Here is a 25,195-nt window from a genome sequence, read left to right as displayed (position 1 = left end):
CGGCTTGAGTTCATGGGGGAAGTCGAATGGAACTGACCAAGTCTGTACTCGATTGCATGCAAACCTTGCGTCGCCGTTTGCGCCAGGAACAGCATCTGGATATCCGTCTTAGCCAACCCGACTCCGTGATGCAGATGCTCATCGCCTGCGCGGCGTCCGATGTGGCTGACACCCGGCAAATGGGCTTGAAGCTCAGCGACCTGACCAACATCCGTTTGGCCCCACCTCCACCGCCAGTGCTCAGCGAAGCGGAACTCATCGCCAAGTACACGCGCTATGCCGGCCCTTTAAGGGGCTGAAAACCATTGCGCTCGGTTAAGCAGCGTTTTCAAACGTCCTGTTTGCCAACCACCTTCCACCAGGTGCAGAACTCGTCGAGCGCCGTCCAGATACTGGTCTGCGGCGCATAGTCGAGCTCGCGCTGGGCACGGCTGATATCCAGGGAGAAATCCTTGGACATCACCGCCACGCCCAGACGAAACAGGCTCGGTTCGGGGCGACCGGGCAACAGCTTGCAGATGGTTTCGTTGATCGTGGCTGCGGTATAGGCCAGGCCTACCGGCACATGCTTGGTCACCGGGGGCAGGTCGAGCTGGCGCAGCACGTAATTGACCACATCCCACAGCGGCACCGGTGCGCCATTGCTGATGTTATAGACCTTGCCCAACGCCGGCCCGGCCGCCAGCAGGCTGCTGAACAGCGCCTCGTTGAGGTTGTGCATGCTGGTGAAGTCGACGCGGTTGAGGCCGTTGCCAATAATCGCCAGACGGCCTTTGCGCTGCATTTCGATCAGCCGCGGAAAGATACTGGTGTCGCCGGCACCGGTGACAAAGCGCGGGCGCAGGGCGATCACTTCCAGACCGAATTCCTGGGCCGCCAGCACTTCCTGCTCGGCGATAAATTTGGTTTCGCCGTAATGGTCGACGAACTTCTTTGGCACCTGCTCTTCGCGCAGGCCGACATGGGCCTTGCCGTCGAAATACACCGAAGGTGAAGACAGGTGCACCAGGCGTCGCACCTTCTGCCCCAGACAGGCTTCGATGACATTCTGGGTCAGCACCACATTGCCGTTGTAGAAGTGCTCGCGCTTGCCCCAGGTGCCGACCGCACCGGCGCAATGCACCACCATCTCGATGTCGTGACAAAGACTGCGCACCAGGCTCGGATCACTGAGATCGCCCTGCACGAACTCGGCACCGCGCTTGATCAGGTGCTCCACGGCTTCCGGGCGCCGACCGTTGATGCGTACCGCCAGCCCCTGCTCCAGCGCGAAGCGGGCAAAGCGCCCACCAATAAAGCCACTTGCCCCGGTCACCAGAATCTTCATCGTCCACCGCCATGGTTTTTGTAATGGGCGTGACTGTAGCAAGCGCCGCCGCACTTGTAGTGTGGCGCGGCGAGCCAAGCTTCTGACTTGGCGCGCGGCGGGGCCGTGGTCATTGCCCACGCCCGTTCAGGGGTTCCTGCAAGAAAGCTCGCGCAGAGATTGCCGATCCAGGCGATTTTCCGCGGCCATCGCCACCCCTAGCCTGCAAGTCCGCAACATCACTCGCAGCATGGAGAAGGCAGATGACTCAACTCACCGCAACCACCGACGGCGATAACGGCGACGTTATCCAGACCCAGGGAATTTCTGGCAAGGCGATTTTCGACGTTCTGTCGCCATTGATTACCCCTCCCAATCAACTGCTATTTGACGACAATGGCTACGACGCCAGCCTGGCTGCCAAGCAATTTCAGCTCCTGGAAAACGGGGATGATATTTACGTTAATAAATCCGGGGCGGGCGGTACCACCTGGGTCGCTTCCCGGGGTGGGGTACACAGTCTGACCAAGCAGATCGTCCAGGCCGCCCACCAGCTCAATGCGGTTTCTCTGGTGGTCACCCAGGGCGTCAGCGGCAAAGCCATTTTCGACGTGTTCTCGAAATTGATCAGTGCCCCGTCGGTGCTGACCTTCGATGGCAAGCCCTACGCCGACAGCCTGGCTGGCCAGCAGTACGCATCGATCCAGTTGGATGGCGATGACTATGGCTACGTTGAGCAACCGGACGGCACCACCACCTGGATCTCTGGGAACGTGGGTGCGTCTATGGCGCAGTCGGATGCCAAGCAGGCCCGTAGTATCAACGTGAAATCCGCAGCCTCTTCCTGAACCAGTCTTGCCCTTTACTCAGCGGGCGACGTAAGCCGCCCGCCTGTTTCTTAAGCCTGTACCAGCACACTGGCAGTGGCCCGCTGCAAATGCCGGGTCAACTCGCCAAGCAACTCACCGCCATTGCGCCAATGGTGCCAATACAGCGGTACATCGATGGGATGGTCGGCCTGCAATTCGCACAACGCACCACTGGCCAATAACTCGCGCACTTGCAGTTCCGGCACCAGTCCCCAGCCCATTCCTGCCTCGGTCAAACGAATAAAACCTTCGGAAGACGGGCACAGGTGGTAGGCGAACGCACCCTCGACACCAAAGCTCGCCAGGTAGCGATGTTGTAGAAAATCATCCGGTCCGAAGACGATGGCCGGTGCGCGCGCCAGACTCTGCGCAGTGATGCCGGCGCTGAGATGGCGGGCGATAAAGTCCGGGCTGGCCAAGGCGCGATAACGCATGGCCCCCAGAGCCAGGCTGCGCGCACCGGCCACCGGGCGATCACTGGCACATACGCAGGCCGCGACATCGCCGGCACGCATGCGTTTGAGGCCAACGTCCTGATCTTCCACCACCAGTTCCAGTAGCACCCGATGCTCGGCGCAAAAGGCCGTCACCGCCTGCGCCCACCAGGTCGCCAGGCTGTCGGCATTGAGGGCGATCCGCAGGCGCTCCGGTGCCGCGCCTTCGTCCAGGGCTGGCACCTGGCCGGACAGATCGCGTTCGAGCAAGCGCACCTGCTGCACATGGTTGAGCAGACGCCGGCCGATTTCCGTGGGTGCCGGTGGTGTACCCCGCACCAGCACCGGCTGGCCGACCCGCGCTTCGAGCAGTTTGATCCGCTGCGATACCGCCGATTGCGACAAGCCCAGCACCTGCGCCGCCCGCTCGAAGCCGGCCTGCTCGACCACCGCCGCCAGGGCCGAGAGCAGTTTGTAATCGAACACTATCGATTCTCCTAATGCACGATCAGCAAGATTGGTTTTCCTTATACCGCTTTGCGCCGCAGACTCGCCACACGAATCACCCTTCAGGACCTTTTCACATGGCTGGCGAAACATCCCTGGCAGTGCTGCTGCGCACCATGCGCCCCCACCTCAACAGCGGCGACTATGTGTTCTGCTGCATCGCCGATCCGGCATTGCTGCAAGGCGTCCCGGTGCTGGGCAGCTTTCAGGAACAGGAAGGCCTGAGCGTGATCCTCTCCCGTGAGCAGGCCGACAAACTGGGGCTGGCTTACGACTATGTCGCCGCCTGGATCACCCTCACCGTGCATTCCGACCTGGCCGCCGTCGGCCTTACCGCCGCCTTCGCCACCGCCCTGGGCAATGCCGGGCTCAGCTGCAATGTGATTGCCGGCTACCACCACGACCATCTGTTCGTCGCCAGCACTGACGCCGCGCGCGCCATGGCGGTGTTGCAGCAACTGACCGAGCAGGCGGAGTGAATCCTATGTGGCAGAGCTATGTGAATGGGCTGTTGGTGGCCGCCGGATTGATCGTCGCCCTGGGGGCGCAGAACGCCTTTGTGTTGGCACAAAGCCTGCGCCGCGAACACCATCTGCCGGTGGCCGCGCTGTGCGTGTTGTGCGATGCGCTGTTGGTGGTAGCCGGGGTATTCGGCCTGGCTACCTTGCTGGCGCAAAGCCCGACGCTGCTGGCCGTGGCGCGTTGGGGTGGTGCCGCGTTTCTGCTCTGGTATGGGCTCAAGGCGCTACGCCGCGCCTTCAAGCCCGAGGCGTTGAACGAGGCAGCCAACGCCGGCCCGCGCTCACGCAAGGCAGTGCTGATGACTGCGCTGGCGGTGACCTTGCTCAACCCCCATGTCTACCTCGACACCGTGCTGCTGATCGGCTCGCTGGGCGCGCAACAGGCGGCACCGGGCGCTTATGCGGCAGGCGCGGCCAGCGCCTCGCTGCTGTGGTTCTTCACCTTGGCCCTGGGTGCCGCCTGGATGGCACCCTGGTTGGCACGTCCGGCCACCTGGCGGGTACTGGATGTGCTGGTGGCGGCGATGATGTTCGTCGTTGCAGGGCAACTAATCGCCGGGGCGTGAGTCCACCGACTAGGTGAGGAGGTTTGCGTACCGCGATCCAGGGCCCTCGGCCGGGGTATAACCCACACAGTTGCTGCGTGGTTATGCCACAGACCCGGTGCTATCATCCGACCCCTGCGTCGCAAAGAGTACAAACTCCCCGTCGCATGTTTGGCCGCCCGTGATCGGCCTTGCGCCTATACCGCAACTGACCCTGATTAGGAGAATCACCCATGGCTTTCGAATTGCCTCCGCTGCCATACGCCCATGACGCGCTGCAGCCACACATCTCCAAGGAAACCTTGGAATTCCACCACGACAAACACCACAACACCTACGTCGTGAACCTGAACAACCTGGTGCCTGGCACCGAGTTCGAAGGCAAAACCCTGGAAGAGATCGTCAAGACCTCGTCGGGCGGCATCTTCAACAACGCCGCTCAAGTGTGGAACCACACCTTCTACTGGAACTGCCTGGCACCTAACGCCGGCGGCCAACCGACCGGCGCCCTGGCTGATGCCATCAACAACGCCTTCGGTTCGTTCGACAAATTCAAAGAAGAATTCAGCAAGACCTCCATCGGCACCTTCGGCTCCGGCTGGGGCTGGCTGGTGAAGAAAGCTGACGGCTCCCTGGCCCTGGCCAGCACCATCGGTGCCGGCTGCCCGCTGACCAGCGGCGACACCCCGCTGCTGACCTGCGACGTCTGGGAACACGCTTACTACATCGACTATCGCAACCTGCGTCCGAAGTATGTTGAAGCGTTCTGGAACCTGGTGAACTGGGACTTCGTCGCGAAAAACTTCGCGGCTTAAGCGCCAGTGCATTAGAAAAAACCCGGCCCTCAAGCCGGGTTTTTTTATGGCCGTTTCACAGCCTGCTTTGCTGACGGTTTACGGCGACGGGCCATTTATCGCAATCTGCCTACACAGAAGAGAGAAAAATGCTCAGCGGTCTAAAGTTGTGGGAAGCACTAACCGACACAGTTCCAACGCATAGCGCCGGTTGAAAAAAAGCGCTGGCCGCGTGCCACCGCTCTTGATATTTTTCGCCGTGATGGCCCTTTGACTGCTTCCTCACGATTGCTAATACTCCATCGGTATGACGCCTGTGGTCTCGAACAAGGAATGGTCATTTGAAGCTGGAACTCAAACACAGCCTTTCGCTGAAACTCCTGCGCGTGGTGTTGCTGTCAGCGCTAGTGGTCGGCGTGTTGTTGAGCTGCGCGCAAATCATGTTCGACGTCTACAAGACGCGACAAGCGATTGCCGATGACGCCCACCGTATTCTCGATATGTTTCGCGACCCCTCGACCCAAGCGGTTTACAGCCTGGATCGGGAGATGGGCATGCAGGTTATCGAGGGCCTGTTCCAGAACGAATCCGTACGCGTTGCTTCGATTGGCCATCCAAATGAGCCAATGCTGGCCGAGAAATCCCGCGAGCCCATGGTCCGCGCCACCCGCTGGCTGACCGACCCTATTCTTGGCGACGAAGCCACCTTCACCACGCAGCTGGTTGGCCGCGGCCCCTACAGCGAATACTACGGCGACCTCGCCATCACCCTGGACACCGCCCGCTACGGCCAGGATTTCATCACCAGCTCGGTGATCATCTTTGTTTCCGGCGTGCTGCGCGCCCTGGCCATGGGCCTGGTGCTGTACCTGGTCTACCACTGGCTGCTGACCAAGCCGCTGTCGAAAATCATCGAGCACCTGACCAATATCAACCCCGACCGCCCGAGTGAGCACAAGCTGCCGATGCTCAAGGGCAATGAAAAGAACGAGCTGGGGCTGTGGATCAACACCGCCAACCAGTTGCTCTCCTCCATCGAACGCAACACGCACTTGAGGCGCGAAGCTGAAGACAGCCTGTTGCGCATGGCCCAGTACGACTTCCTCACCGGCCTGCCCAACCGCCAGCAACTGCAAACCCAGCTCGACCAGATTCTCGGCGACGCCGGCCGTCTGCAGCGCCGGGTGGCCGTACTGTGCGTGGGCCTTGATGACTTCAAGGGCATCAACGAGCAGTTCAGCTACCAGATCGGTGACCAGTTGCTGCTGGCCCTGTCCGACCGTCTGCGCAGCCACAGCGGTCGCCTCGGTGCCCTCGCCCGTTTGGGCGGCGACCAGTTCGCCCTGGTGCAAGCCGATATCGAACAACCCTACGAAGCCGCAGAATTGGCGCAAAGCGTGCTCGACGATCTGGAAGCGCCGTTCCTGCTCGACCATCAGGAAGTGATGCTGCGCGCCACCATCGGCATCACCCTGTTCCCCGAAGACGGCGACAGCACCGAGAAGCTGCTGCAAAAAGCCGAACAGACCATGACCCTGGCCAAGAGCCGTTCGCGCAACCGCTACCAGTTCTATATCGCCAGCGTCGATAGCGAAATGCGCCGCCGCCGCGAGCTGGAAAAAGACCTGCGCGAAGCCCTTACCCAAGGCCAGCTGCATCTCGTCTACCAACCGCAAGTGGACTACCGCGACCACCGCATCGTCGGCGTCGAAGCGCTGCTGCGCTGGAACCACCCGGTGCATGGTCTGGTGCCGCCAGACACGTTTATTCCGCTGGCCGAACAGAACGGCAGCATCATCCCGATTGGCGAATGGATTCTCGACCAGACCTGCCGCCAACTGCGCGAATGGCACGACCAGGGGTTCACCGACCTGCGCATGGCCATCAACCTGTCCACCGTACAACTGCACCACGCCGAGTTGCCGCGGGTGGTGAACAACCTGATGCAGGTGTACCGCCTGCCGCCACGCAGTCTGGAATTGGAAGTCACCGAAACCGGCCTGATGGAAGACATCACCACCGCCGCCCAGCACCTGCTCAGCCTGCGCCGCTCCGGCGCGCTGATTGCCATTGATGACTTCGGTACCGGCTACTCCTCGCTCAGCTACCTGAAGAGCCTGCCGCTGGACAAAATCAAGATCGACAAGAGCTTTGTGCAGGACCTGCTCGACGACGAAGACGACGCCACCATCGTGCGCGCCATCATCCAGCTGGGTAAGAGCCTGGGCATGCAGGTGATTGCCGAGGGCGTGGAGACACTGGAGCAAGAGGCCTACATCATTGCCCAGGGTTGCCATGAAGGTCAGGGCTATCTGTACAGCAAGCCGCTACCGGCGCGGGAGCTGACCCTGTTCCTCAAACAGTCGCGCCGAATCAGCAACGCCAGCATCACGCTGTAAACCCAGCCCCATAAAAAGCTAAAGCTCGCGGCTAAAGCCCCTCCCACAGGAAACGCATTCCAAGGTGGGAGGGCTTCAGCCGCGAGCTTTTAAATGCTGTTAACCGTGGTAATTCTGTAGCACCCAGTTAATCGCCAAGGCACCGAGCAAGCACACCACAGCGCCTGCTGCTGCCTGCCAATAAAACGCCCGGGCCAATTCATCTTCTCCGGCATTAGAAAGAATAAACGGCTGCGACGTCTGCGGCTGGCCCATAAAGTTGGTCGCCGGCCGTGCGCTGGTTTGCCGGTGGCGGTCTTCGGCTTCCAACTGCGCGGCCAAGCGCACGCGGTTCCATTCGCGCTCATCCAGTTGGCCATCGCCATTGCTGTCAAAGCGCTGCATCAAGCCGTCGAAGTCGCCCTTCCATTCGCGGATCACCTCGCCCTGGGCGGCATTCACGTCCAGGCCCTGCCGGCCTCCACCCGTGGTTTTGAAATCACCAATGGCATACAGCGGCTGACCGACATGCAGGCGCTCTTCGGTGTAGCGGTAACCGTTCTCCTGGTTGAGCAGCAAGGCGAAAAAACCGCTTTTCGCCGGGCCCATCGGGTGGCGCGTATTGCCGTACCACACCTTGCGGGTCGACGGCCGCACCTGCGCGCCACTGGGGTCGATCAGGCATTCGCCAGTGCTATCGGACAACTGCAGCCACCCTTCGCTGGTGCGGCTGTCGACCGTACTCCACGTGCGGCTTTTGCCGTTACTGCGCGACTCTTCGACCTTGATCCGCCACCACAGACACGGCGTGCCGGTCAGCGGTGCGAGGGTTTGCGCCACCGTCGGCACCTCCTGCAGCACGCCGTAGAACTCGACGTAGCCCTGGGCGGCGGAGCGGATTTTCGAGGTCGGGGTATCGAGCATATGGCGCGCCGCGCTAAGGCGATTGATGCACCACCAGACGCCACCGCCACAGCCGACGACGGAAAAGCACATAAGGAAAATGAACTGTTGGATATCCACGACTCAGCTCATTCGCGCTTAGTTGAACAGGGCTTTGACGTCGACGTCGGCCTTTTCCGCATCGCTGAACACCAGCAGATCGGCAGGCTTGAAGTTGAACGCACGGGCAACGATCACATCGGGGAACTGCTCGACGCGCACGTTGTTGATATTCGCCGCTTCGTTGTACAGCTCGCGGCGATCGGCAATACCGTTCTCCAGACCGCTGATGCGCTGCTGGAGGAACTGGAAGCTCTCGTTGGCTTTCAACTGCGGGTAGTTTTCCGCCAGGGCAAACAACTGCCCAAGGCCGGCACGCAGACCGCTTTCCGCTTGACCTACGGCGCTGACATCGCCGCGCTCACGGGCGCTGGCCACGGCATTGCGGGCGCTGATCACCTGCTCCAGGGTGGTGCGTTCGTGCTGCATGTATTGCTTGCAGGTTTCCACCAACTTGGGCAACTCATCGTGGCGCTGCTTGAGCAGCACGTCGATGTTCGACCAGGCCTTGGTCACGCCATGCTTGACCCGCACCAGACCGTTGTAAATCGACACGCCATATACGGCGGCAAAGAACAGCACTACCAACAGCACAACCGCTGTAACGCTCATCGCAGGAACTCCTAACCAAGCTGCATTCAGGTGCTGGCATTTTAGCCACGATCCACTGTGCAAAGCAGAACTGGCGCACGGCTAAAACAATAAATAAGGGCATAAGGCCTTTGCACAAAATGCAAATCTTTCGCATTATGTACTGGTTTTGCAGCCCGATCAGGGCGCACCACCTTCTCACCTCACGATGCAAAGGACTTCGCCATGATTCGTATGCCTCTGGCTACCGCCAGTCTGCTGGCCATCGCTATTTCTCTCGCCGGTTGCGGCGACGACAAGAAAGCGCAAGCCACTCAAGCAGCCGCTCCTGCTGCCAGCACTGCCACCGCTCCTGCTGCTGCCGCAACTGGCAAAGTCGATGAGGCTGCCGCCAAGGCCGTCGTCAACCATTACGCCGATATCGCCTTCGCGGTATTCAGCGATGCCGCCAGCACCGGCCACGCGCTGCAAAAAGCGGTAGACGCGTTTATCGCCAAGCCGTCCGCCGAAACCCAGAAAGCCGCTCAGGCCGCCTGGCTGGCCGCTCGTGTACCGTATATGCAGAGCGAAGTGTTCCGTTTCGGTAACGCCGTGGTCGATGACTGGGAAGGTCAACTGAACTCCTGGCCGCTGGACGAAGGCCTGATCGACTATGTTGCCGCTGACACCCCGGCTGCCCAAGGCAACCCGGCGGCCACCGCCAATATCATCGCCAACAAGACCATCCAGGTCGGCGACGACAAGATCGACGTGAGTGAAATCACCGGCGAAAAACTGGCCGGCCTCAACGAACTGGGCGGCTCCGAAGCCAACGTTGCCACCGGCTACCACGCCATCGAGTTCCTCCTGTGGGGCCAAGACCTGCACGGCACCGGCCCAGGTGCTGGCGAGCGTCCGGCTAGCGACTACGCCAAAGGCGCAGACTGCACCCACGGCAACTGCGACCGTCGCGCCGAATACCTGAAAGCCGCTACCGACCTGCTGGTCAAAGACCTCGACAGCATGGTTGAACAGTGGAAAGCCGGCGTTGCCGACAACTACCGCGCCACCCTGGTGGCTGACGCCCCGGAAAACGGTCTGCGCAAAATGCTCTTCGGCATGGGCAGCCTGTCCCTCGGCGAACTGGCTGGCGAGCGTATGAAAGTGGCGCTGGAAGCCAACTCCACCGAAGACGAACACGACTGCTTCAGCGACAACACCCACAACTCGCACTTCTACAACGGCAAAGGTATTCGTAACGTTTACCTGGGCGAGTACAAGAAAGTCGACGGCACCACCCTGACCGGCCCAAGCCTGTCGTCCCTGGTGGCCAAAGCTGACGCCGCCACCGACACCGTGGTCAAAGACGACCTGGCCGCCACCGAAGGCAAGCTGCAAGCCCTGGTCGACAGCGCCAACAAAGGCGTGCACTTCGACCAGCTTATTGCTGCCGACAATGCCGCTGGCAACCAGATCGTGCGCGACGCTATCGCCTCCCTGGTGAAACAGACCGGTGCCATCGAGCAAGCTGCTGCCAAACTGGGCATCAACGACCTCAAACCAGACAACGCCGATCACCAGTTCTAATCGGTTTTGATCTGTGGAAACGGATGCGCCGCCAAAGCGCATCCGTTTTTTTTCGCCTGCTTTTTGCGCCCCCTCTCTCCCGTAGGAGCGGCTTCAGCCGCGATTGGCCAAGCCCGGAACCGGCAAAAGCCTCGCGGCTAAACCGGAGCGCCGGCCGGCCGCTCCTACGACAAACGCATTGCCTTCACAGCTTTTTTACACTGTGACAATTAACCTCCCCGGCAAACGCTAATTCCTCTTATTTGAACCGGCCCATGCTGCTAAGCTTGCGCGCTTGTTTTCGTGGTCTGGAACACCCTTGATGCCCCGCGCGCGCCATTCCCTGCTGCTTGCCTTGAGCCTGGTTGCCTTGAGCGCCTGTGACGACTCGCCACGCTTTACCCAAGCCGAACCGGGCGAGGCGCTGTCCGGCGGGCAAACCACCGTGGTCACGCAGAACCGCGAGGCGTTTATGCGGCCGTCCGAGAACCTCAGTCACGAGCGCCAGCTGGACTTCGCCGTCGGCAACAGTTTTTTCCGCAGCCCCTGGGTTATTGCCCCGTCCACCACCACCGCCCGTGACGGCCTCGGCCCGTTGATGAACACCAACGCCTGCCAGAACTGCCATATCAAAGACGGCCGTGGCCATCCGCCAGAGGGCGACGGCGATATCAGCGCGGTGTCGATGCTGGTGCGGGTGTCACTGCCGCCGAGTACGGAAATGGCCGCCGTGATTGAAAAGCTCGGCGTGGTCCCCGAACCGGTCTACGGCACCCAGCTGCAAGACATGGCCATTCCCGGCGTAGCGCCGGAAGCGCGCATTCGTATGAACTACCAAACCAGCCAGGTGGCGTTCAAAGACGGCACCCAGGTCGAGCTGCGCAACCCCGTGCTGCAGATCAGCAACTGGGGCTACGGGCCAATCAGCGCCAACGCGCAGTTTTCGGTGCGCATCGCCCCGCCGATGATTGGCCTGGGCCTGCTGGAAGCCATCCCCGACGAAGCGATTCTGGCCAACGCCCACGCACAAAAAGCCGCCAATAGCGGCATCGCCGGGCAACCCAACTATGTCTGGGACGATGCCCTGCAGAAAACCGTACTCGGCCGTTTTGGCCTGAAAGCCGGGCAACCGACCCTCAACCAGCAGAACGTCCACGCCTTCTCTTCCGATATGGGCCTGACCACCAGCCTGCGTCCGTTCGATGAATGCACCGCGGCACAAACCGCCTGCCAAACCGCCACCAATGGCGGCGTACCGGAAGTCAGCGACCACCTGCTGAGCCAGGTACTGTTCTACACCCGCAACCTTGCCGTACCAGCGCGCCGCCAGGTCAACGATCCGCAGGTGCTGAACGGCAAGGGCCTGTTCCACCAGGCGGGCTGCCAGCAATGCCACACCCCGCAGTACACCACGCGCAGCGACGCCGCCGAACCCGAGCTGGCCAATCAGGTGATCCGCCCGTACAGCGACTTGCTGTTGCATGACATGGGTGCCGGTCTGGCCGACAATCGCCCGGAGTTCAAAGCCAGCGGCAGCCAATGGCGCACGCCGCCGCTGTGGGGCATCGGCCTTACGCAAACAGTCAGTGGCCACACCCAATTTCTGCACGACGGTCGCGCGCGCAACCTGCTGGAAGCCATTCTCTGGCACGGCGGTGAGGCGCAGGCGGCAAAACAACAGGTTCTCGCTTACGATGCCGATCAGCGCGCTGCGCTGCTGGCTTTCCTGAACTCTCTCTAAAGGAGCCCAAGGCCTCATGTTCGGAAAGAATAAATTTCGCACCAAACTGCTCTTCAGCAGCATCGCCGCCCTCGCCCTGGGTGCCTGCTCGCCCGCCGATCAGCAAGCGGAAATTTCCACGGCGCTGGCCAAGCAAGTGATCCTGCCGACCTACAGCCGTTGGGTGGAAGCCGACCGCGCCCTGGCTGCCAGCGCCCTGGCGTTCTGCTCCGGCAAAGCCGATCTGGAAAAAGCCCGCGCCGACTTCCTCGCCGCGCAAAAAGCCTGGGCTGAACTGCAGCCGCTGATGATCGGCCCGCTGGCCGAAGGCAACCGCGCGTGGCAGGTGCAGTTCTGGCCGGATAAAAAAGACCTGGTCGGCCGTCAGGTCGAGCAGCTTGTAAAAGCGACGCCAAACATCGACGCCGCCGCCCTGGCCAAATCCAGCGTGGTGGTACAAGGCCTGTCGGCCTACGAATACATCCTCTACGACAGCAAGCTGGACCTGGCCAACGCCGAAACCAGAGCGCGCTACTGCCCGCTGCTGGAAGCCATCGGTCAACGCCAGCAGTCGCTGGCTGAAGAAATCCTCGGCCGCTGGGACAGCAAGGACGGCATGATCGACCAGCTGAGCAAGTTCCCCAACCAGCGCTACGCCGACTCCCACGAAGCCATCGCCGAACTGCTGCGCGTGCAGGTCACCGGCCTCGACACGCTGAAGAAGAAACTTGGTGCACCGCTGGGCCGGCAGAGCAAAAACCTGCCGCAGCCGTTCCAGGCCGAAGGCTGGCGCAGCAACACCTCGCTGAAAAGCATCGCCGCCAGCCTGGCCAGCGCCGAGAACCTCTGGAAAGGTGTGGATAACCATGGCATCCGTGGTCTGCTGCCGGCCGAGCAAAAGCCGTTGGCCGAGAAGATCGACGCCGCCTATGTGGAATCCAGGCGTCAGCTGGACGCCCTCGACCGCCCGCTCACCGAACTGCTCGCCGACGAAGCCGGGCGCAAAGCGCTGAACGACTTCTACGACAGCCTCAACGTGGTCCATCGCCTGCACGAAAGCGAGCTGGCGAAAGCCCTCAACGTCCAACTTGGCTTCAACGCCAACGATGGTGACTAACATGCTCCGCCGCCATGTCCTGGGCCTCGGCAGCCTGCTGCTCGGTGCCCTGACGCTGGGCGGCTGGACCGTCAGCCGCAACGCCAGGAACCCGCTGGTGCTGTCCGCCCGCGACGACAACAACGGCAACCACTACGCCGTCGGTTATCGCCTGGATGGCAGCCAGGTGTTCGCCACCCAGGTGGCGCAGCGCTGCCACGATATCGTCGAGCACCCCAGTGAAGCGTTGGCGCTGTTTGTGGCGCGACGTCCAGGCACCGAAAGCTACCTGATCGATCTGCGCGACGGTCGTCTGCTGCAAACCGTGAAGTCGCAGCCCAACCGGCATTTCTATGGGCATGGCGTGTTCCATAGCAGCGGCGAGTGGCTGTACACCACCGACAACGACACCACTGACCCCGGTCGCGGCCTGCTTACCGTTTACCGCTACGACAATGGTCAGCTGCAGCACAGCGGCGAGCTCAGCACCCATGGCCTGGGCCCGCACCAGGTATCGTGGATGCCCGACGGCGAAACCTTGGTGATCGCCAATGGCGGTATTCGCACCGAAGCCGAAAGCCGCAAGGAAATGAACCTCAACGCCATGGAGCCCAGCCTGGTGTTGCTCCAGCGCGACGGTACGCTGATCTCCAAAGAAACCCTGAGCCAGCAAATGAACAGCGTGCGTCACCTGGCCATCGCCAACGACGGCACCATAGTCGCCGGCCAACAGTTTATGGGCGACGCCCACGAGCCGGCCGAACTGCTCGCCATCAAACGCCCGGGCCAACCCTTCCAGGCCTTCCCGCTGCAAGCCGAGCAGCGCGATGCCATGGCCCACTACACCGCCAGCGTCGCCATCCATAGCGACCTGCGCCTGGTGGCCCTGACGGCACCGCGAGGCAATCGCTTCTTTATATGGGATCTGGACACCGGTGCCGTTCGCCTGGACGCGCCACTGCCCGACTGCGCTGGCGTCGGTGCCAGCAAAGACGGTTTTGTCGTCACCTCCGGGCAAGGCCGCTGCCGCTTCTACGATTGCCGCAACCTGCAGATCAGCGCCCAGGCGTTAGATCTGCCGGCCGGGCTGTGGGATAACCACCTGCACCTCAAGCAGGCTTGATCGGCTCAAAACCGTTCACTCCCCGTAGGAGCGGCCTTAGCCGCGATGCTCTTGATCTTTAAACAGCATCGCGGCTAAAGCCGCTCCTACGGATGCTCACCGCATCCGTCATGGCCATTCGCCAGAATTGTCCTGCGCGCTTAAGTCCAAACGCTTACAGCCGACTATATTCAAACAACACCTGTGCGCTCCGGGCCATCCCGCTCGACGGACAGCTTCACCGTGTCTGTCGTCAGTGAGCTACATGGAAGTCAAGACGCCTCGCACCTGGAACGAACCGGTGTTTAGCAATTACCGTCCCCGAGAGGCGTTACCCCATGTTCCTACAACAATCCCTACGTGCGCAGATCCTTGCCCTGTTGGGCGGCAGTCTGCTGCTCACCGTGATCATTGCCCTGGCCTGTTTCAGCTTTCTGTCCGGCGGCATTCAGAACTACCGCAGCTTGCTTGATGGCCCATTGCAGGAGTCACAGCTGGTCGACCAGGCCAACCTCGAATTCAAATCCCAGGTCCAGGAATGGAAAAACGTGTTGCTGCGTGGCAAAGACCAAGCCGCTCAGGACAAGTACTGGGGCCAGTTCGAAGAACAGGAACGCAAGGTGCAGGACATTCTCGGCAAGCTGATCGGCGAAACCGGTGACGATGGCGCGCTGAAAGGCCAGGTGGAAAAACTGCGCAGCGAGCATCAGGCCCTGGGTGCCTACTACCGCAAAGGCAAGGCTGACTTTATTGCCGCCGGTGCCGAACCAACCGCTGGCGACAAAGCCGTGCAAGGCATCGACCGCGCCACCAGTGATCAGATGGGCGCACTGGTCACCCAACTGCACCAGCGCAGCGAAGAGCAGGCCAAGGCCATCAGCGCCAGCGCCGAGCGTACCGTGTGGTTCGGCACTGCCGTGCTGCTCGGTGCCAGTGTGCTGATCGCCCTGCTCAGCCTGTGGCTGGTCAACCGCAACCTGATCACCCCGATCAAGAGCCTGATCGAACATATCGGCCGCCTCAGCCAGGGCAATTTCGGCCAGCGCGTGGACACCAGCCGCCGCGACGAACTGGGCAACCTGGCCGTGGCCGCCAACACCCTGCGCGACTTCCTCGCCGACACTTTCGCCCGCCTGCAACGCAGCACCAGCGAACTGGACAGCGCCAGCGGCGAGCTCAACGCCATCGCCACCCTGATGGCCCAGGGCACCGCGGAGCAGTTTTCGCGCACCGACCAGGTGGCCACCGCCATGCACGAGATGTCTGCCACCGCCCAGGAAGTGGCTCGCCACGCCGCCGACGCCGCGCGCGCCGCCGATGATGCCGACCACTCTTCGCAGCAAGGCAGCAAGGTGATGAACTCGACCATCCAGACCATCACCGCCATGCGCGGCGAAATCGCCAACACTGCCGACGTGATCCGCCGTCTGGAAGCCGACAGTGGCCGCATCGGCAAGGTGCTGGAAGTAATCCGCGGTATTGCCGACCAAACCAACTTGCTGGCCCTAAACGCCGCCATCGAAGCAGCGCGTGCCGGCGAAGCCGGCCGTGGCTTTGCCGTGGTCGCCGACGAAGTACGCACCCTGGCCCAGCGCACCGCACAGTCCACCGCCGAGATCCACCAGATCATCGACACCGTGCAGACTGGCGCCTTGAATGCCGTGAAAGCCATCGAAAGCGGGCAAAGCCGCAGCGAAGAAGGCGTGCAGCAGGTGACCGAAGCCGGCAGCATGCTGGCCAATATCACCCAGGCCGTGGAAGCGATCCGCGACATGAACCGGCAGATCGCCACGGCGGCGGAAGAACAGACCTCGGTGGCCGAAGACATCTCACGCAACCTCACCGAAATCACCTCGATTGCCACCACCAACCAGGAGAACGTAGTACGTACCGAGAAGGCCAGCGTGAACTTGCGTGGGCTGTCGGGGCAGTTGAGTGATGTGACACAGCGGCTGAGCGCCTGACGCCGCCCCCCTCTACTACAAACTCGCCCCCCGTAGGAGCGGCTTCAGCCCCGATGCTGTTGATCTTGAAAGCATCGCGGCTGAAGCCGCTCCTACGAGATTGCCGTTCGCCTCACCCCCCGTAATCATTTGCAAACCCCGGTTTTTGACTTGGCCGCCGCACTGGGACTAAGGTACGCGCCTTGCCTATTCCCCAGGCCCAATCTCCCTGCCAAGGAACCGGAATATGTTGCTCCGCCGTATGCTCGTCATGATCGGTGTGGTCGTGCTCGTTGTCGCTGCGCTGGCCGGTCTGAAATACCTATCCATCTCCGCTCAGATCGCTCAATTCAGCGCGCCGAAGCCGGCCATCAGTGTGTCTGCCACCAACAGTGAACAGGTGCAGTGGCAGAACCGTCTGCCCGCCATCGGTACCCTCAAGGCCCTGCAGGGCATCGACCTCACCGTGGAATCCAGCGGCACCGTGCAGGACGTGCTGTTCCGCTCCGGCGAGAAAGTCAGCCTGCACCAGCCCATCGTGCAACTGGACAGCGATGTGGAATCCGCCACCCTCGCCACCTCGCAAGCCGAGCGTGATCTGGCCCAGGTCGAGTTCGACCGCGCGCGCAGCCTGCTGACCCGCCAAGCCCTGTCGAAAAGTGAATACGACCGCCTGGCCGCCGAACTGCTGAAAGCCAATACCCGTGTCGCCCAACTGAAAGCCATCCTGGCCAAAAAACGCATCCTCGCGCCGTTTGCCGGCACCATCGGTATCCGTCAGGTGGACGTCGGTGACTTCGTCTCCAGCGGCACCATCATCGCCACCCTGCAGGATGTCAGCAGCCTCTACGTCGATTTCTTCCTGCCGGAACAATCGGTGCCGCAGCTCAAGCTCGGCATGCGCGTGCGCTTCTCGGTAGCCGCCTTCCCGAACGAAACCTTTGAAGGCGAGATCAACGCCATCAACCCGAAAGTCGAAGACAGCACCCGCAACGTGCAAGTGCGCGCCGTGTTGAGCAACCCGCAAAGCAAACTGCTGCCAGGCATGTTCGCCAACCTGGAAGTGCTGCTGCCCACCGAAGATGCTCGCGTGGTGGTACCGGAAACGGCCCTCACCTACACCCTCTATGGCAACTCGGTGTACGTGATCACCGAGAAGAAAGACGACCAGGACGCCGCGCAAAAAGACGACCAAGGCCAGCCCTACCTGGTGGTAGAGCGCCGCTTCGTCGAAACCGCTGAGCACCGCGACGGCAAGGTGGTGGTGCTCAAAGGCCTGAAAGCCGGTGAGCAAGTGGTGACCGCCGGCCAGCTCAAGCTGGACAACGGGTCCCACGTGGCCGTCGTTGCCGATGACGCCCTTATGAACAGCCCGTCCGCCAACTGACCGGCCGCCGCGCGCCAAGGAAGCACTTCATGGCTTTTACAGACCCGTTTATCCGTCGCCCGGTGTTGGCCACCGTGGTCAGCCTGCTGATCATCCTCCTGGGCTTCCAGGCGTTCAGCAAACTGACCATCCGCCAGTACCCGCAGATGGAAAACGCCCTGATCCAGGTAACCACCTCCTACCCCGGGGCCAACGCCGAAACCATTCAGGGCTATATCACCCAGCCCCTGCAACAGAGCCTGGCGAGCGCCGAAGGCATCGACTACATGACCTCGGTCAGCCGGCAGAACTACTCGGTGATCTCCATCTACGCGCGCATCGGCTCCGACAGCGACCGCCTGTTCACCGAACTGCTGGCCAAGGCCAACGAGGTGAAAAACCAGCTGCCGCAAAACGCCGAAGACCCGGTGCTGAGCAAAGAGGCGGCCGACTCCTCGGCCCTGATGTACGTGAGTTTCTACAGCGATGAACTGAGCAACCCACAGATCACCGACTACCTCTCGCGCGTTATCCAGCCCAAGCTCGCCACCCTGCCCGGCATGGCCGAAGCCGAGATTCTCGGCAACCAGGTATTTGCCATGCGCATCTGGCTGGACCCGGTGAAACTCGCCGCCTACGGCATCACCGCCCAGGATGTGAACGACGCCGTACGCAAAAACAACTTCCTCTCCGCCGCCGGCGAGACGAAGGGCGAATACGTGGTCACCAGCGTCAACGCCAGCACCGACCTGAAATCGGCCGACGCCTTTGCCGCCATCCCGGTGAAAACCCAAGGCGACAGCCGCGTGCTGCTGGGCGATATCGCCCGGGTGGAAATGGGCGCGGAGAACTACAACTCCATCAGTTCCTTCGATGGCATTCCCTCGGTGTATATCGGCATCAAGGCCACCCCCAGCGCCAACCCGCTGGAAGTGATCAAACACGTGCGCGCGGCCATGCCCGACCTGGAAGCGCAGCTGCCGCCGAACCTGAAAGTGTCTATCGCCTACGACGCCACCCAGTTCATCCAGGCCTCCATCGACGAAGTGGTGAAAACCCTGTTCGAAGCGGTGCTGATCGTGATCGTCGTCGTCTTCCTGTTCCTCGGGGCCCTGCGCTCGGTGCTGATCCCGGTGATCACCATTCCGCTGTCGATGATCGGCGTGATGTTTTTCATGCACCTGATGGGCTACTCGATCAACTTGCTGACCCTGCTGGCCATGGTGCTTGCCATCGGTCTGGTGGTGGACGATGCCATCGTGGTGGTGGAGAACATCCATCGCCACATGGAAGAAGGCAAAACCCCCTACGACGCCGCCATCGATGGTGCCCGCGAAATTGCCGTGCCGGTGATTTCCATGACCATCACCCTGGCGGCCGTCTACGCCCCCATCGGTTTCCTCGAAGGCCTGACCGGCGCGTTATTCAAAGAGTTCGCCCTGACATTGGCCGGAGCGGTGATCATCTCCGGCATCGTCGCCCTCACCCTGTCGCCGATGATGTGCTCCAAACTGCTGCGCCACGAGCAAAACCCCACCGGCCTGGCGCACAAACTGGACACGCTCTTCGACCGCCTCAAGGTCCGTTACCAGCGCATGCTGCACGGCACCTTGAACACCCGGCCGGTGGTCGTGGTGTTTGCCATCATCGTGCTGTGCCTGATTCCGATCTTGCTGAAGATGACCAAGACCGAACTGGCCCCCGACGAAGACCAGGGCATCGTGTTCCTGATGGCCAGTGCGCCACAGCCGACCAACCTGAATTACCTGAATGCCTACACCCAGCAGTTCGTAAAGATCTTCAAGGAGTTCCCCGAGTACTACTCCTCGTTCCAGATCAACGGCTACAACGGTGTGCAGGCGGGGATCGGCGGCTTTCTGCTGAAACCCTGGGACGAGCGCAAACGCACGCAGATGGAATTGCTCCACGAAGTTCAGGGCAAGCTCAGCGGCATTCCCGGCCTGCAGATCTTCGGCTTCAACCTGCCGTCCTTGCCGGGTACCGGTGAGGGCCTGCCGTTCCAGTTCGTGATCAACACGCCGAACGACTACGAGTCGCTGCTGCAGGTAACCGAGCGAATCAAAAAACGCGTGGAAGCCTCGGGCAAATTCGCCTTTATCGACGTGGACCTGGCCTTCGACAAACCGGAAATCGTCGTCGACATCGACCGCGCCAAAGCCGCGCAGATGGGCGTGAACATGGAGGACCTCGGCGGCACCCTGTCGACCCTGCTGGGTGAAGGCGAGATCAACCGGTTCACCATCGATGGCCGTAGCTACAAGGTGATCGCCCAGGTTGAACGCGCCTACCGCGACAACCCGAACTGGCTCAGTAACTACTACGTAAAAAACAACCGCAACGAGATGGTGCCCCTGGCCACCCTGATCAAGGTGCACGACAGCGCGCGCCCGACCCAACTCAACCAGTTCCAGCAACTCAACTCGGCGATCATCCAGGGCTTCCCGATCGTCAGCATGGGCGAAGCCATCGACACAGTGCGGCAGATTGCCGAAGAAGAAGCCCCACGCGGCTTCGCCTTCGATTACGCCGGTGCCTCGCGTCAGTACGTCCAGGAAGGCAGCGCGCTGTACGTCACCTTCGCCCTGGCCCTGGCGCTGATTTTCCTGGTGCTGGCCGCGCAGTTCGAAAGCTTCCGCGACCCGCTGGTGATCATGGTCACGGTGCCGCTGTCGATCTGCGGGGCGTTGATTCCGTTGTTTCTCGGCTACTCGAGCATGAACATCTACACCCAGGTGGGCTTGGTGACGCTGATTGGCCTGATCACCAAACACGGCATCCTGATCGTCGAATTCGCCAACCAGTTGCGCCGCGAACAGGGCCTGTCCCGGCGTGCCGCGATTGAAGAAGCGGCGGCGATTCGCCTGCGCCCGGTGCTGATGACCACCGCAGCCATGGTGTTCGGCATGGTGCCGCTGATTCTCGCCACCGGTGCCGGCGCGGTAAGCCGCTTCGACATCGGTCTGGTGATCGCCACCGGCATGTCGGTGGGCACCCTGTTCACCCTGTTTGTGCTGCCGTGTGTGTACAGCTTGCTGGCCAAACCGGATGCCAACGACGCCGAGCCGCTGGTGGCCAAAGACCATGGTCCGACTCATCCGCTGATTTCCTGAGCCTGATCCCAGCCCGGAAAGCCCCGCACCTGCGGGGCTTTTTTTTGCCGGTGCCGGTACGATTGGCCAGCGCCGTCGCCCCCAAGAATAAGGAAGCCCCGCATGTCCAAAACCGTTCTGATCACCGGCTGCTCCAGCGGCATAGGCCGCGCCCTGGCCGAGGCCTTCCAGGCGGCCGGCTATCGCGTCTGGGCCAGCGCGCGCCAAGCCGCCGACCTCGCCGCCCTGAGCGCCGCAGGCTTTAACGCCGTGGCGCTGGACGTCAATGACAGCGTCGCCGTCGCCCAATTGGCCGAGCGCTTAAGCGCTGAAATCGGGGGCCTGGATGTGCTGATCAACAACGCCGGCTATGGTGCCATGGGCCCGCTGCTGGACGGCGGCCGCGAGGCCCTGCAACGCCAGTTCGACACCAACGTCTTCGCCCTGCTCGACGTCACTCACGCACTGTTCCCCCTGCTGCGCCGCAACCGAGGCGTAGTGGTGAATATTGGCAGTGTGTCGGGCGTACTGGTCACGCCCTTTGCCGCGGCCTACTGCGCCTCGAAAGCGGCGGTGCATGCCTTGAGCAATGGCCTGCGCATGGAACTGGCACCCTTTGGGGTGCGGGTAGTGGAAGTGCAGCCGGGAGCGATTGCGTCGAGCTTTGGTGCCAATGCCACACGCGAGGCGGAGCAACTGATTGCCGAGGATTCGCCGTGGTGGCCGATTCGTGAAGGCATTCGGGCGCGGGCGCGGGCCTCGCAGGACAACCCGACGCCGGCCAGCGAGGTGGCTGCGGATATTCTGGCCGCTGTGCAGCGGGCCGCACCGCCGCGCTTGTTGCGCTTGGGCAATGGCAGCCGGGCGTTGCCGTTGATGGCGGCGTTGTTGCCGCAGGGGGTGGTGGAGTGGGTATTGAAGAAGAAGTTTGGGTTGGAGGGGAAGTTGTGAACATGGCGTAGGTTGGGTTGAGCCAAAGGCGAAGCCCAACGCTGCCGGAACGATAGTGGACCGGTTCGTTGGGCTTCGCGGTGCTCAACCCAACCTACGGGTTAGGCGGGTTTCTCACTTTCGGCGATGCCTGCCAGGCAGGCTTCGATCAGGGCGGTAGTCATTTCCAGAAGGTACTGGAGGGTGTTGCGTTCGTGTTCTTTGGGGCGTTCGTTGGTGGCCAGGCGGGTGAGGCAGTTGAGGAGGATGCTGGCTTGTTCGAGTGCGTCGCTGACGGGGACTCCGGCGTTTACGCTGAAGACGGGGGTGTCGTCGGGCATGCAGAAGCTGCGGGTGTGGGTGAGGATGTTCATGGGGTCACCTCCAGGGTGAGTGGAGGATGGGGGGTAAGCGTATTTGGGTAAGTCATGGTTTAGTCCTCTGCATTACGAATGCGCTACCAAACATCGCTGTCAATCGAAGGGTGGCAGCTGTGTGCGGGTTGACAGACCGAGGCAGAGAACAAAACCCGGCGCACCCGAAGATGCCCCGCACACAGCCGCCATAAAGAGAACAACAGACACCGGAAAAGCGTCCTGCTATTCGATGGGAACTATGCGTTCAACTGCTAACGGGCTGTCAAACCCGACCGCTGAACGATTCAGCGATGGGGTGACTTTGCCGCCGCAGGAAAATCCTTACAGCCAGCTTATGCCGAGGGGGGTGTAGGCAATGAAGCGCGGTTGGTGGGGATAGGGGGAAAGAATTGGCGCTATTGGCACTATTGGCGCTGATGGCGGGGTGGTCTTCTTTACCGCGTGAGCTGAGCGTTCTGTTTCGCGCCTTACGCGCGACCTACTTTTCCAGTCGCCGGTATGCCGGCGACTGGAAAAAAGTGAGTCGTGCGTAAGGCGCGAAACCAATCGCCCAGCGCACGCGCTAAAGAAGAATACCCAAGCCCCCAAAGCTAGCGCCCAAAAAGCAGCCAACGTCCGGGCTCACGGATAACTAAACCGTTTAACGAGCGTCAATTCCCCCGTCGCCCGCATGGGCACGATAAACGACTCCTGCTTTTCATTGGCCGTCCCCTCCTGCGAAATCACCGTCACCTGCGCTGTGGTCAGCGCCTGCACTGGCGTCTCGGCCCCCTCTTCATCCTCGCTGGAACCCCCACCAAAATAATTCACATACACCAGATACTCACCCGCCAGCGGCGTAGGCGAGGCAAAAATCTCCGGCCCGAAACCCGTGGTCACGTCCACATCCAGCGCACCACCGTTGGCGGCCGAGCGATCGCCATACCAGATATGCGCGCCATCCGGAGTCACCACATGCAGATCGAGGTCGGTGTTGTCACTGTCCCAGGACAACACTACCCGCAACTTGGCCGCCGTCTCGCCGCTGCCACGGTTGTAGAACTGCACCCGATGCCTGGCCGTGCCCTCCGCATTGCGCACCTCCACGCTGTTGCTGCCGGAAGGAAATACGAACGGCCGGTCAAAGCTGCCGTCTTCCTGCACTTTCAGCGGCATGCTGATGCCGTTGACGATCAAGCGCGCCGGCTTGCTGGCGTCTTTGGGGGTGGCTTGGATCTGCCCGGCGATGCGGGCGGTGTTGGCCTGGTCGGTGGCACTGTTTACGGAGGAGGCCGGGTAGTTCACCTCCTGCATAAAATGCGCGCCCTCGTCCGAGCCTTTGCGCCAGCCGCCCACCGGCGTGTCGATTTGCACGCCGTTGGTGGCCAGCGCCGCCAGGGGCAGGCAAGCAAGAAACAAAGCGATTTCAGTCAGGCGTACACGCATGGGGCTATTCCAGAAGTAGGTGGCGGGCGAGGCCTTCGATATAGGTTTCATCCTGGCCATTGGGATGGGCGGCAAAGGCCAGGTGCAGGTATTCGTGGGTCAGGTCGAGGCGGTCTTGTAGCGAGTACATGCCGCGCACGTAAATGCGTTGGCGTTCACGGTCGACGTGGGGTTTGCCGCCGCTTAGCTGGCACACGGCGAAGTCGCTGGTTTCCACATAGCCAGGTTCGCTTTGCAGGTGTTCGCGCCAGCTGCGTTGCTGTTTTTTCAGCCAGTCTTCGGCGTTGCCCAGGGCCTGGCAGGCGGCTATGGGTTGGTCCCAACGGCTGAGGCTGGCGCGGGGAAAGGCGCGGGCGAGGATCGCGTCGTAACGCAGGCCCTGCCCCGCTTGTGCAACGGCGGTTTGCCAGGCCAGGCGATCCGGGCCGGTTTTGTCGCTGTGGTAGGTCACCGGGCTGCCGGCCAGCACCAGGTCGCTGGTCCAGGCGGCGATCTGCCGCGCCCCGTCGCTGGCCGGGCGCGGGGCCACACGCTGGCTCGCGCTGCTGTCGGCAATGCTCAGGCACTCGCCGCTGCGGCTGGCGCTTTGCAGCAGGTAGGTGCGGATGGTGATGGCCAGAGCCTTGGCGGCTTCGGCGGGTTGCGCCGAGGCTTCGCGGTCGAGCACCCGGGCCACGTAATCTTCGCGACTGAGGCGCGCGGTGAGCTGGCCGTCGGCACCGACAAACAGCTCGCCGGCACTGCTGATGGGCAGGCGGTTGCCGTTGGCAAATTGCACCTCGTAGTCGCCGTAAAGCGCGCCGGCCGCCACCAGTTGCCCGCTGGCTTGGCTGCGCACCTGACGCACCGGATAACGGGCAAACAGTTGCACCTCGACGCACTGCCCCGCTTCCACCGGCGCAGGCGTGGGCAAGGCGCTGCCGAGGGCTTCGGCGTAGTCCTTGAGGATGCGTTGACTGGTGCCACTGCCGCCGGCCCACACCGGTGTGCCATCCACCAGCCAGCCGGCAAAACCGCCTTGGCGCGCCTGGGCATCGTGGTCGGCCAGCCAGCTCCAGGTTTTCACCCGCAGTCGACCGCCAAGCGCGCCCAGGGTGACGCCTTCGGGGGCATGCAGCATAACGTCGAGCAGCACCCGCCGTGCCTGTTGCTGCGCCGGTACGCTGCCCAGCTGTTGCAGCAGTTCGCCCACCGGCACCCGTTGCTGCGGTTGCAACTTGTCTATGTCGCTTAGCCACAGCGGTGCCTGGCGTTGTTGCCAGTAGGCACGCCAGTCGGCGGCATTCAGGTGTTGGTTGGCGGGGGAAAAATACAGGCCGCAGCTTTGCGTCAGGGCCTGGTCGCGTTCGATCCGCTCGCCGGCTTTGCAGCAGTACACCTCGTCGCGGTCCAGACCTTTGCAGGTGTAGCCGACCTCGGCTTTGCCACTGTCGACCAGGTAGGCGTAGACGAACAATTTCCACAGGCTGCCCAGGGGCGTGCTGAGGTCGCTCGGCAACGGCCCGCGACTCACCACGCTCTGGTGATTGAGCTGCAGCAGTTGAGTACCGGGCGGCGCACCAATGGCCAGTTGCAACGGTGCCTCCCCCGCTCTGGCGAGCAGGGGCAACACGGCGATGCACAACCAGCCCAGG

Annotated in this window: 21 protein-coding genes and 1 pseudogene; 15 read left to right on the top strand and 7 right to left on the bottom strand. The window is 61.9% G+C overall.

All coding sequences use genetic code 11. The features are described from left to right. Window positions 1-26 precede the first annotated feature (26 nt). A complete protein-coding gene (locus tag ACVW0Y_RS00740; protein ID WP_457435386.1) occupies window positions 27-299 on the top strand; it encodes a hypothetical protein in 273 nt (90 codons plus the stop codon). A gap of 29 nt (window positions 300-328) precedes the next feature. Here ACVW0Y_RS00740 and ACVW0Y_RS00735 read toward each other — a convergent pair whose 3' ends face one another. Continuing rightward, complete coding sequence (locus tag ACVW0Y_RS00735) at window positions 329-1,327, bottom strand: NAD-dependent epimerase/dehydratase family protein (RefSeq protein ID WP_457435385.1); 999 nt, start codon at window positions 1,325-1,327, stop codon at window positions 329-331. Between the two features lie 242 nt (window positions 1,328-1,569). Between ACVW0Y_RS00735 and ACVW0Y_RS00730 the strand changes: the two genes are divergently transcribed. Then, window positions 1,570-2,154, top strand: coding sequence for a hypothetical protein (locus tag ACVW0Y_RS00730; RefSeq protein ID WP_457435384.1), 585 nt, complete (start codon window positions 1,570-1,572; stop codon window positions 2,152-2,154). Between the two features lie 50 nt (window positions 2,155-2,204). On the opposite strand, the gene ACVW0Y_RS00725 is transcribed toward ACVW0Y_RS00730, so the two are convergent. Next, entirely contained in the window at window positions 2,205-3,095 is an 891-nt protein-coding gene (locus tag ACVW0Y_RS00725) for a LysR family transcriptional regulator ArgP (protein ID WP_457435383.1), read from the bottom strand. A 98-nt stretch (window positions 3,096-3,193) separates the two neighbouring features. Here ACVW0Y_RS00725 and ACVW0Y_RS00720 point away from each other — a divergent pair, with 98 nt between their 5' ends. The 4 genes from ACVW0Y_RS00720 (at window position 3,194) to ACVW0Y_RS00705 (ending at window position 7,375) form a co-directional block, all read left to right on the top strand. Then, window positions 3,194-3,595, top strand: a complete 402-nt coding sequence (locus ACVW0Y_RS00720) for an ACT domain-containing protein (RefSeq protein WP_457435381.1) — start codon at window positions 3,194-3,196, stop codon at window positions 3,593-3,595. A gap of 5 nt (window positions 3,596-3,600) precedes the next feature. Further along, window positions 3,601-4,203 (top strand): LysE/ArgO family amino acid transporter, encoded by a 603-nt coding sequence (locus ACVW0Y_RS00715; protein WP_457435380.1) that lies wholly within the window; start codon window positions 3,601-3,603, stop codon window positions 4,201-4,203. Between the two features lie 212 nt (window positions 4,204-4,415). Next, the gene (locus tag ACVW0Y_RS00710) at window positions 4,416-4,997 is read left to right on the top strand and encodes a superoxide dismutase (RefSeq protein ID WP_108095809.1); all 582 of its coding nucleotides are present in this window, start codon (window positions 4,416-4,418) and stop codon (window positions 4,995-4,997) included. Between the two features lie 320 nt (window positions 4,998-5,317). After that, a complete protein-coding gene (locus ACVW0Y_RS00705) occupies window positions 5,318-7,375 on the top strand; it encodes a putative bifunctional diguanylate cyclase/phosphodiesterase (protein WP_457435378.1) in 2,058 nt (685 codons plus the stop codon). A 99-nt stretch (window positions 7,376-7,474) separates the two neighbouring features. Here ACVW0Y_RS00705 and ACVW0Y_RS00700 read toward each other — a convergent pair whose 3' ends face one another. Together ACVW0Y_RS00700 and ACVW0Y_RS00695 are read right to left on the bottom strand one after the other, a co-directional pair. Then, a complete protein-coding gene (locus ACVW0Y_RS00700) occupies window positions 7,475-8,350 on the bottom strand; it encodes a GIDE domain-containing protein (protein ID WP_457435818.1) in 876 nt (291 codons plus the stop codon). Window positions 8,351-8,395: 45 nt separating this feature from the next. Then, entirely contained in the window at window positions 8,396-8,968 is a 573-nt protein-coding gene (locus ACVW0Y_RS00695; RefSeq protein WP_457435377.1) for a LemA family protein, read from the bottom strand. A gap of 204 nt (window positions 8,969-9,172) precedes the next feature. Between ACVW0Y_RS00695 and ACVW0Y_RS00690 the strand changes: the two genes are divergently transcribed. The 9 genes and pseudogenes from ACVW0Y_RS00690 (at window position 9,173) to ACVW0Y_RS00650 (ending at window position 21,780) form a co-directional block, all read left to right on the top strand. Continuing rightward, a complete protein-coding gene (locus ACVW0Y_RS00690; protein WP_457435375.1) occupies window positions 9,173-10,513 on the top strand; it encodes an imelysin family protein in 1,341 nt (446 codons plus the stop codon). A gap of 301 nt (window positions 10,514-10,814) precedes the next feature. Next, entirely contained in the window at window positions 10,815-12,233 is a 1,419-nt protein-coding gene (locus tag ACVW0Y_RS00685; RefSeq protein ID WP_457435372.1) for a di-heme oxidoreductase family protein, read from the top strand. A 16-nt stretch (window positions 12,234-12,249) separates the two neighbouring features. Next, window positions 12,250-13,329: an imelysin family protein gene (locus ACVW0Y_RS00680; protein ID WP_457435371.1), complete on the top strand. Its 1,080-nt coding sequence runs from the start codon at window positions 12,250-12,252 to the stop codon at window positions 13,327-13,329. Between the two features lies 1 nt (window position 13,330). Next, complete coding sequence (locus tag ACVW0Y_RS00675) at window positions 13,331-14,431, top strand: DUF1513 domain-containing protein (protein WP_457435368.1); 1,101 nt, start codon at window positions 13,331-13,333, stop codon at window positions 14,429-14,431. A gap of 317 nt (window positions 14,432-14,748) precedes the next feature. Next, a pseudogene (locus tag ACVW0Y_RS00670) lies at window positions 14,749-15,441 on the top strand (methyl-accepting chemotaxis protein); the annotation flags it as partial. Window positions 15,442-15,606: 165 nt separating this feature from the next. Continuing rightward, entirely contained in the window at window positions 15,607-16,374 is a 768-nt protein-coding gene (locus ACVW0Y_RS00665) for a methyl-accepting chemotaxis protein (protein ID WP_457435817.1), read from the top strand. 226 nt (window positions 16,375-16,600) lie between these two features. Then, the gene (locus ACVW0Y_RS00660; RefSeq protein WP_457435366.1) at window positions 16,601-17,740 is read left to right on the top strand and encodes an efflux RND transporter periplasmic adaptor subunit; all 1,140 of its coding nucleotides are present in this window, start codon (window positions 16,601-16,603) and stop codon (window positions 17,738-17,740) included. A gap of 29 nt (window positions 17,741-17,769) precedes the next feature. Continuing rightward, the gene (locus ACVW0Y_RS00655) at window positions 17,770-20,850 is read left to right on the top strand and encodes a multidrug efflux RND transporter permease subunit (protein ID WP_457435365.1); all 3,081 of its coding nucleotides are present in this window, start codon (window positions 17,770-17,772) and stop codon (window positions 20,848-20,850) included. A 102-nt stretch (window positions 20,851-20,952) separates the two neighbouring features. Next, complete coding sequence (locus ACVW0Y_RS00650) at window positions 20,953-21,780, top strand: SDR family oxidoreductase (protein WP_457435363.1); 828 nt, start codon at window positions 20,953-20,955, stop codon at window positions 21,778-21,780. Between the two features lie 101 nt (window positions 21,781-21,881). Here the strand turns inward: ACVW0Y_RS00650 and ACVW0Y_RS00645 are convergent, their stop codons facing one another. The 3 genes from ACVW0Y_RS00645 to ACVW0Y_RS00635 form a co-directional block, all read right to left on the bottom strand. Further along, on the bottom strand, window positions 21,882-22,133 hold the full coding sequence (locus tag ACVW0Y_RS00645; RefSeq protein ID WP_457435362.1) for a DUF3077 domain-containing protein: 252 nt from the start codon (window positions 22,131-22,133) through the stop codon (window positions 21,882-21,884). A gap of 624 nt (window positions 22,134-22,757) precedes the next feature. Continuing rightward, entirely contained in the window at window positions 22,758-23,561 is an 804-nt protein-coding gene (locus tag ACVW0Y_RS00640; protein WP_457435360.1) for a YfaP family protein, read from the bottom strand. A gap of 4 nt (window positions 23,562-23,565) precedes the next feature. Further along, complete coding sequence (locus tag ACVW0Y_RS00635; RefSeq protein ID WP_457435816.1) at window positions 23,566-25,194, bottom strand: DUF2300 domain-containing protein; 1,629 nt, start codon at window positions 25,192-25,194, stop codon at window positions 23,566-23,568. Window position 25,195 lies beyond the last annotated feature (1 nt).

This window comes from Pseudomonas sp. TE3786, assembly GCF_054057335.1.
This window is presented reverse-complemented; position numbering and strand designations above follow the sequence as displayed.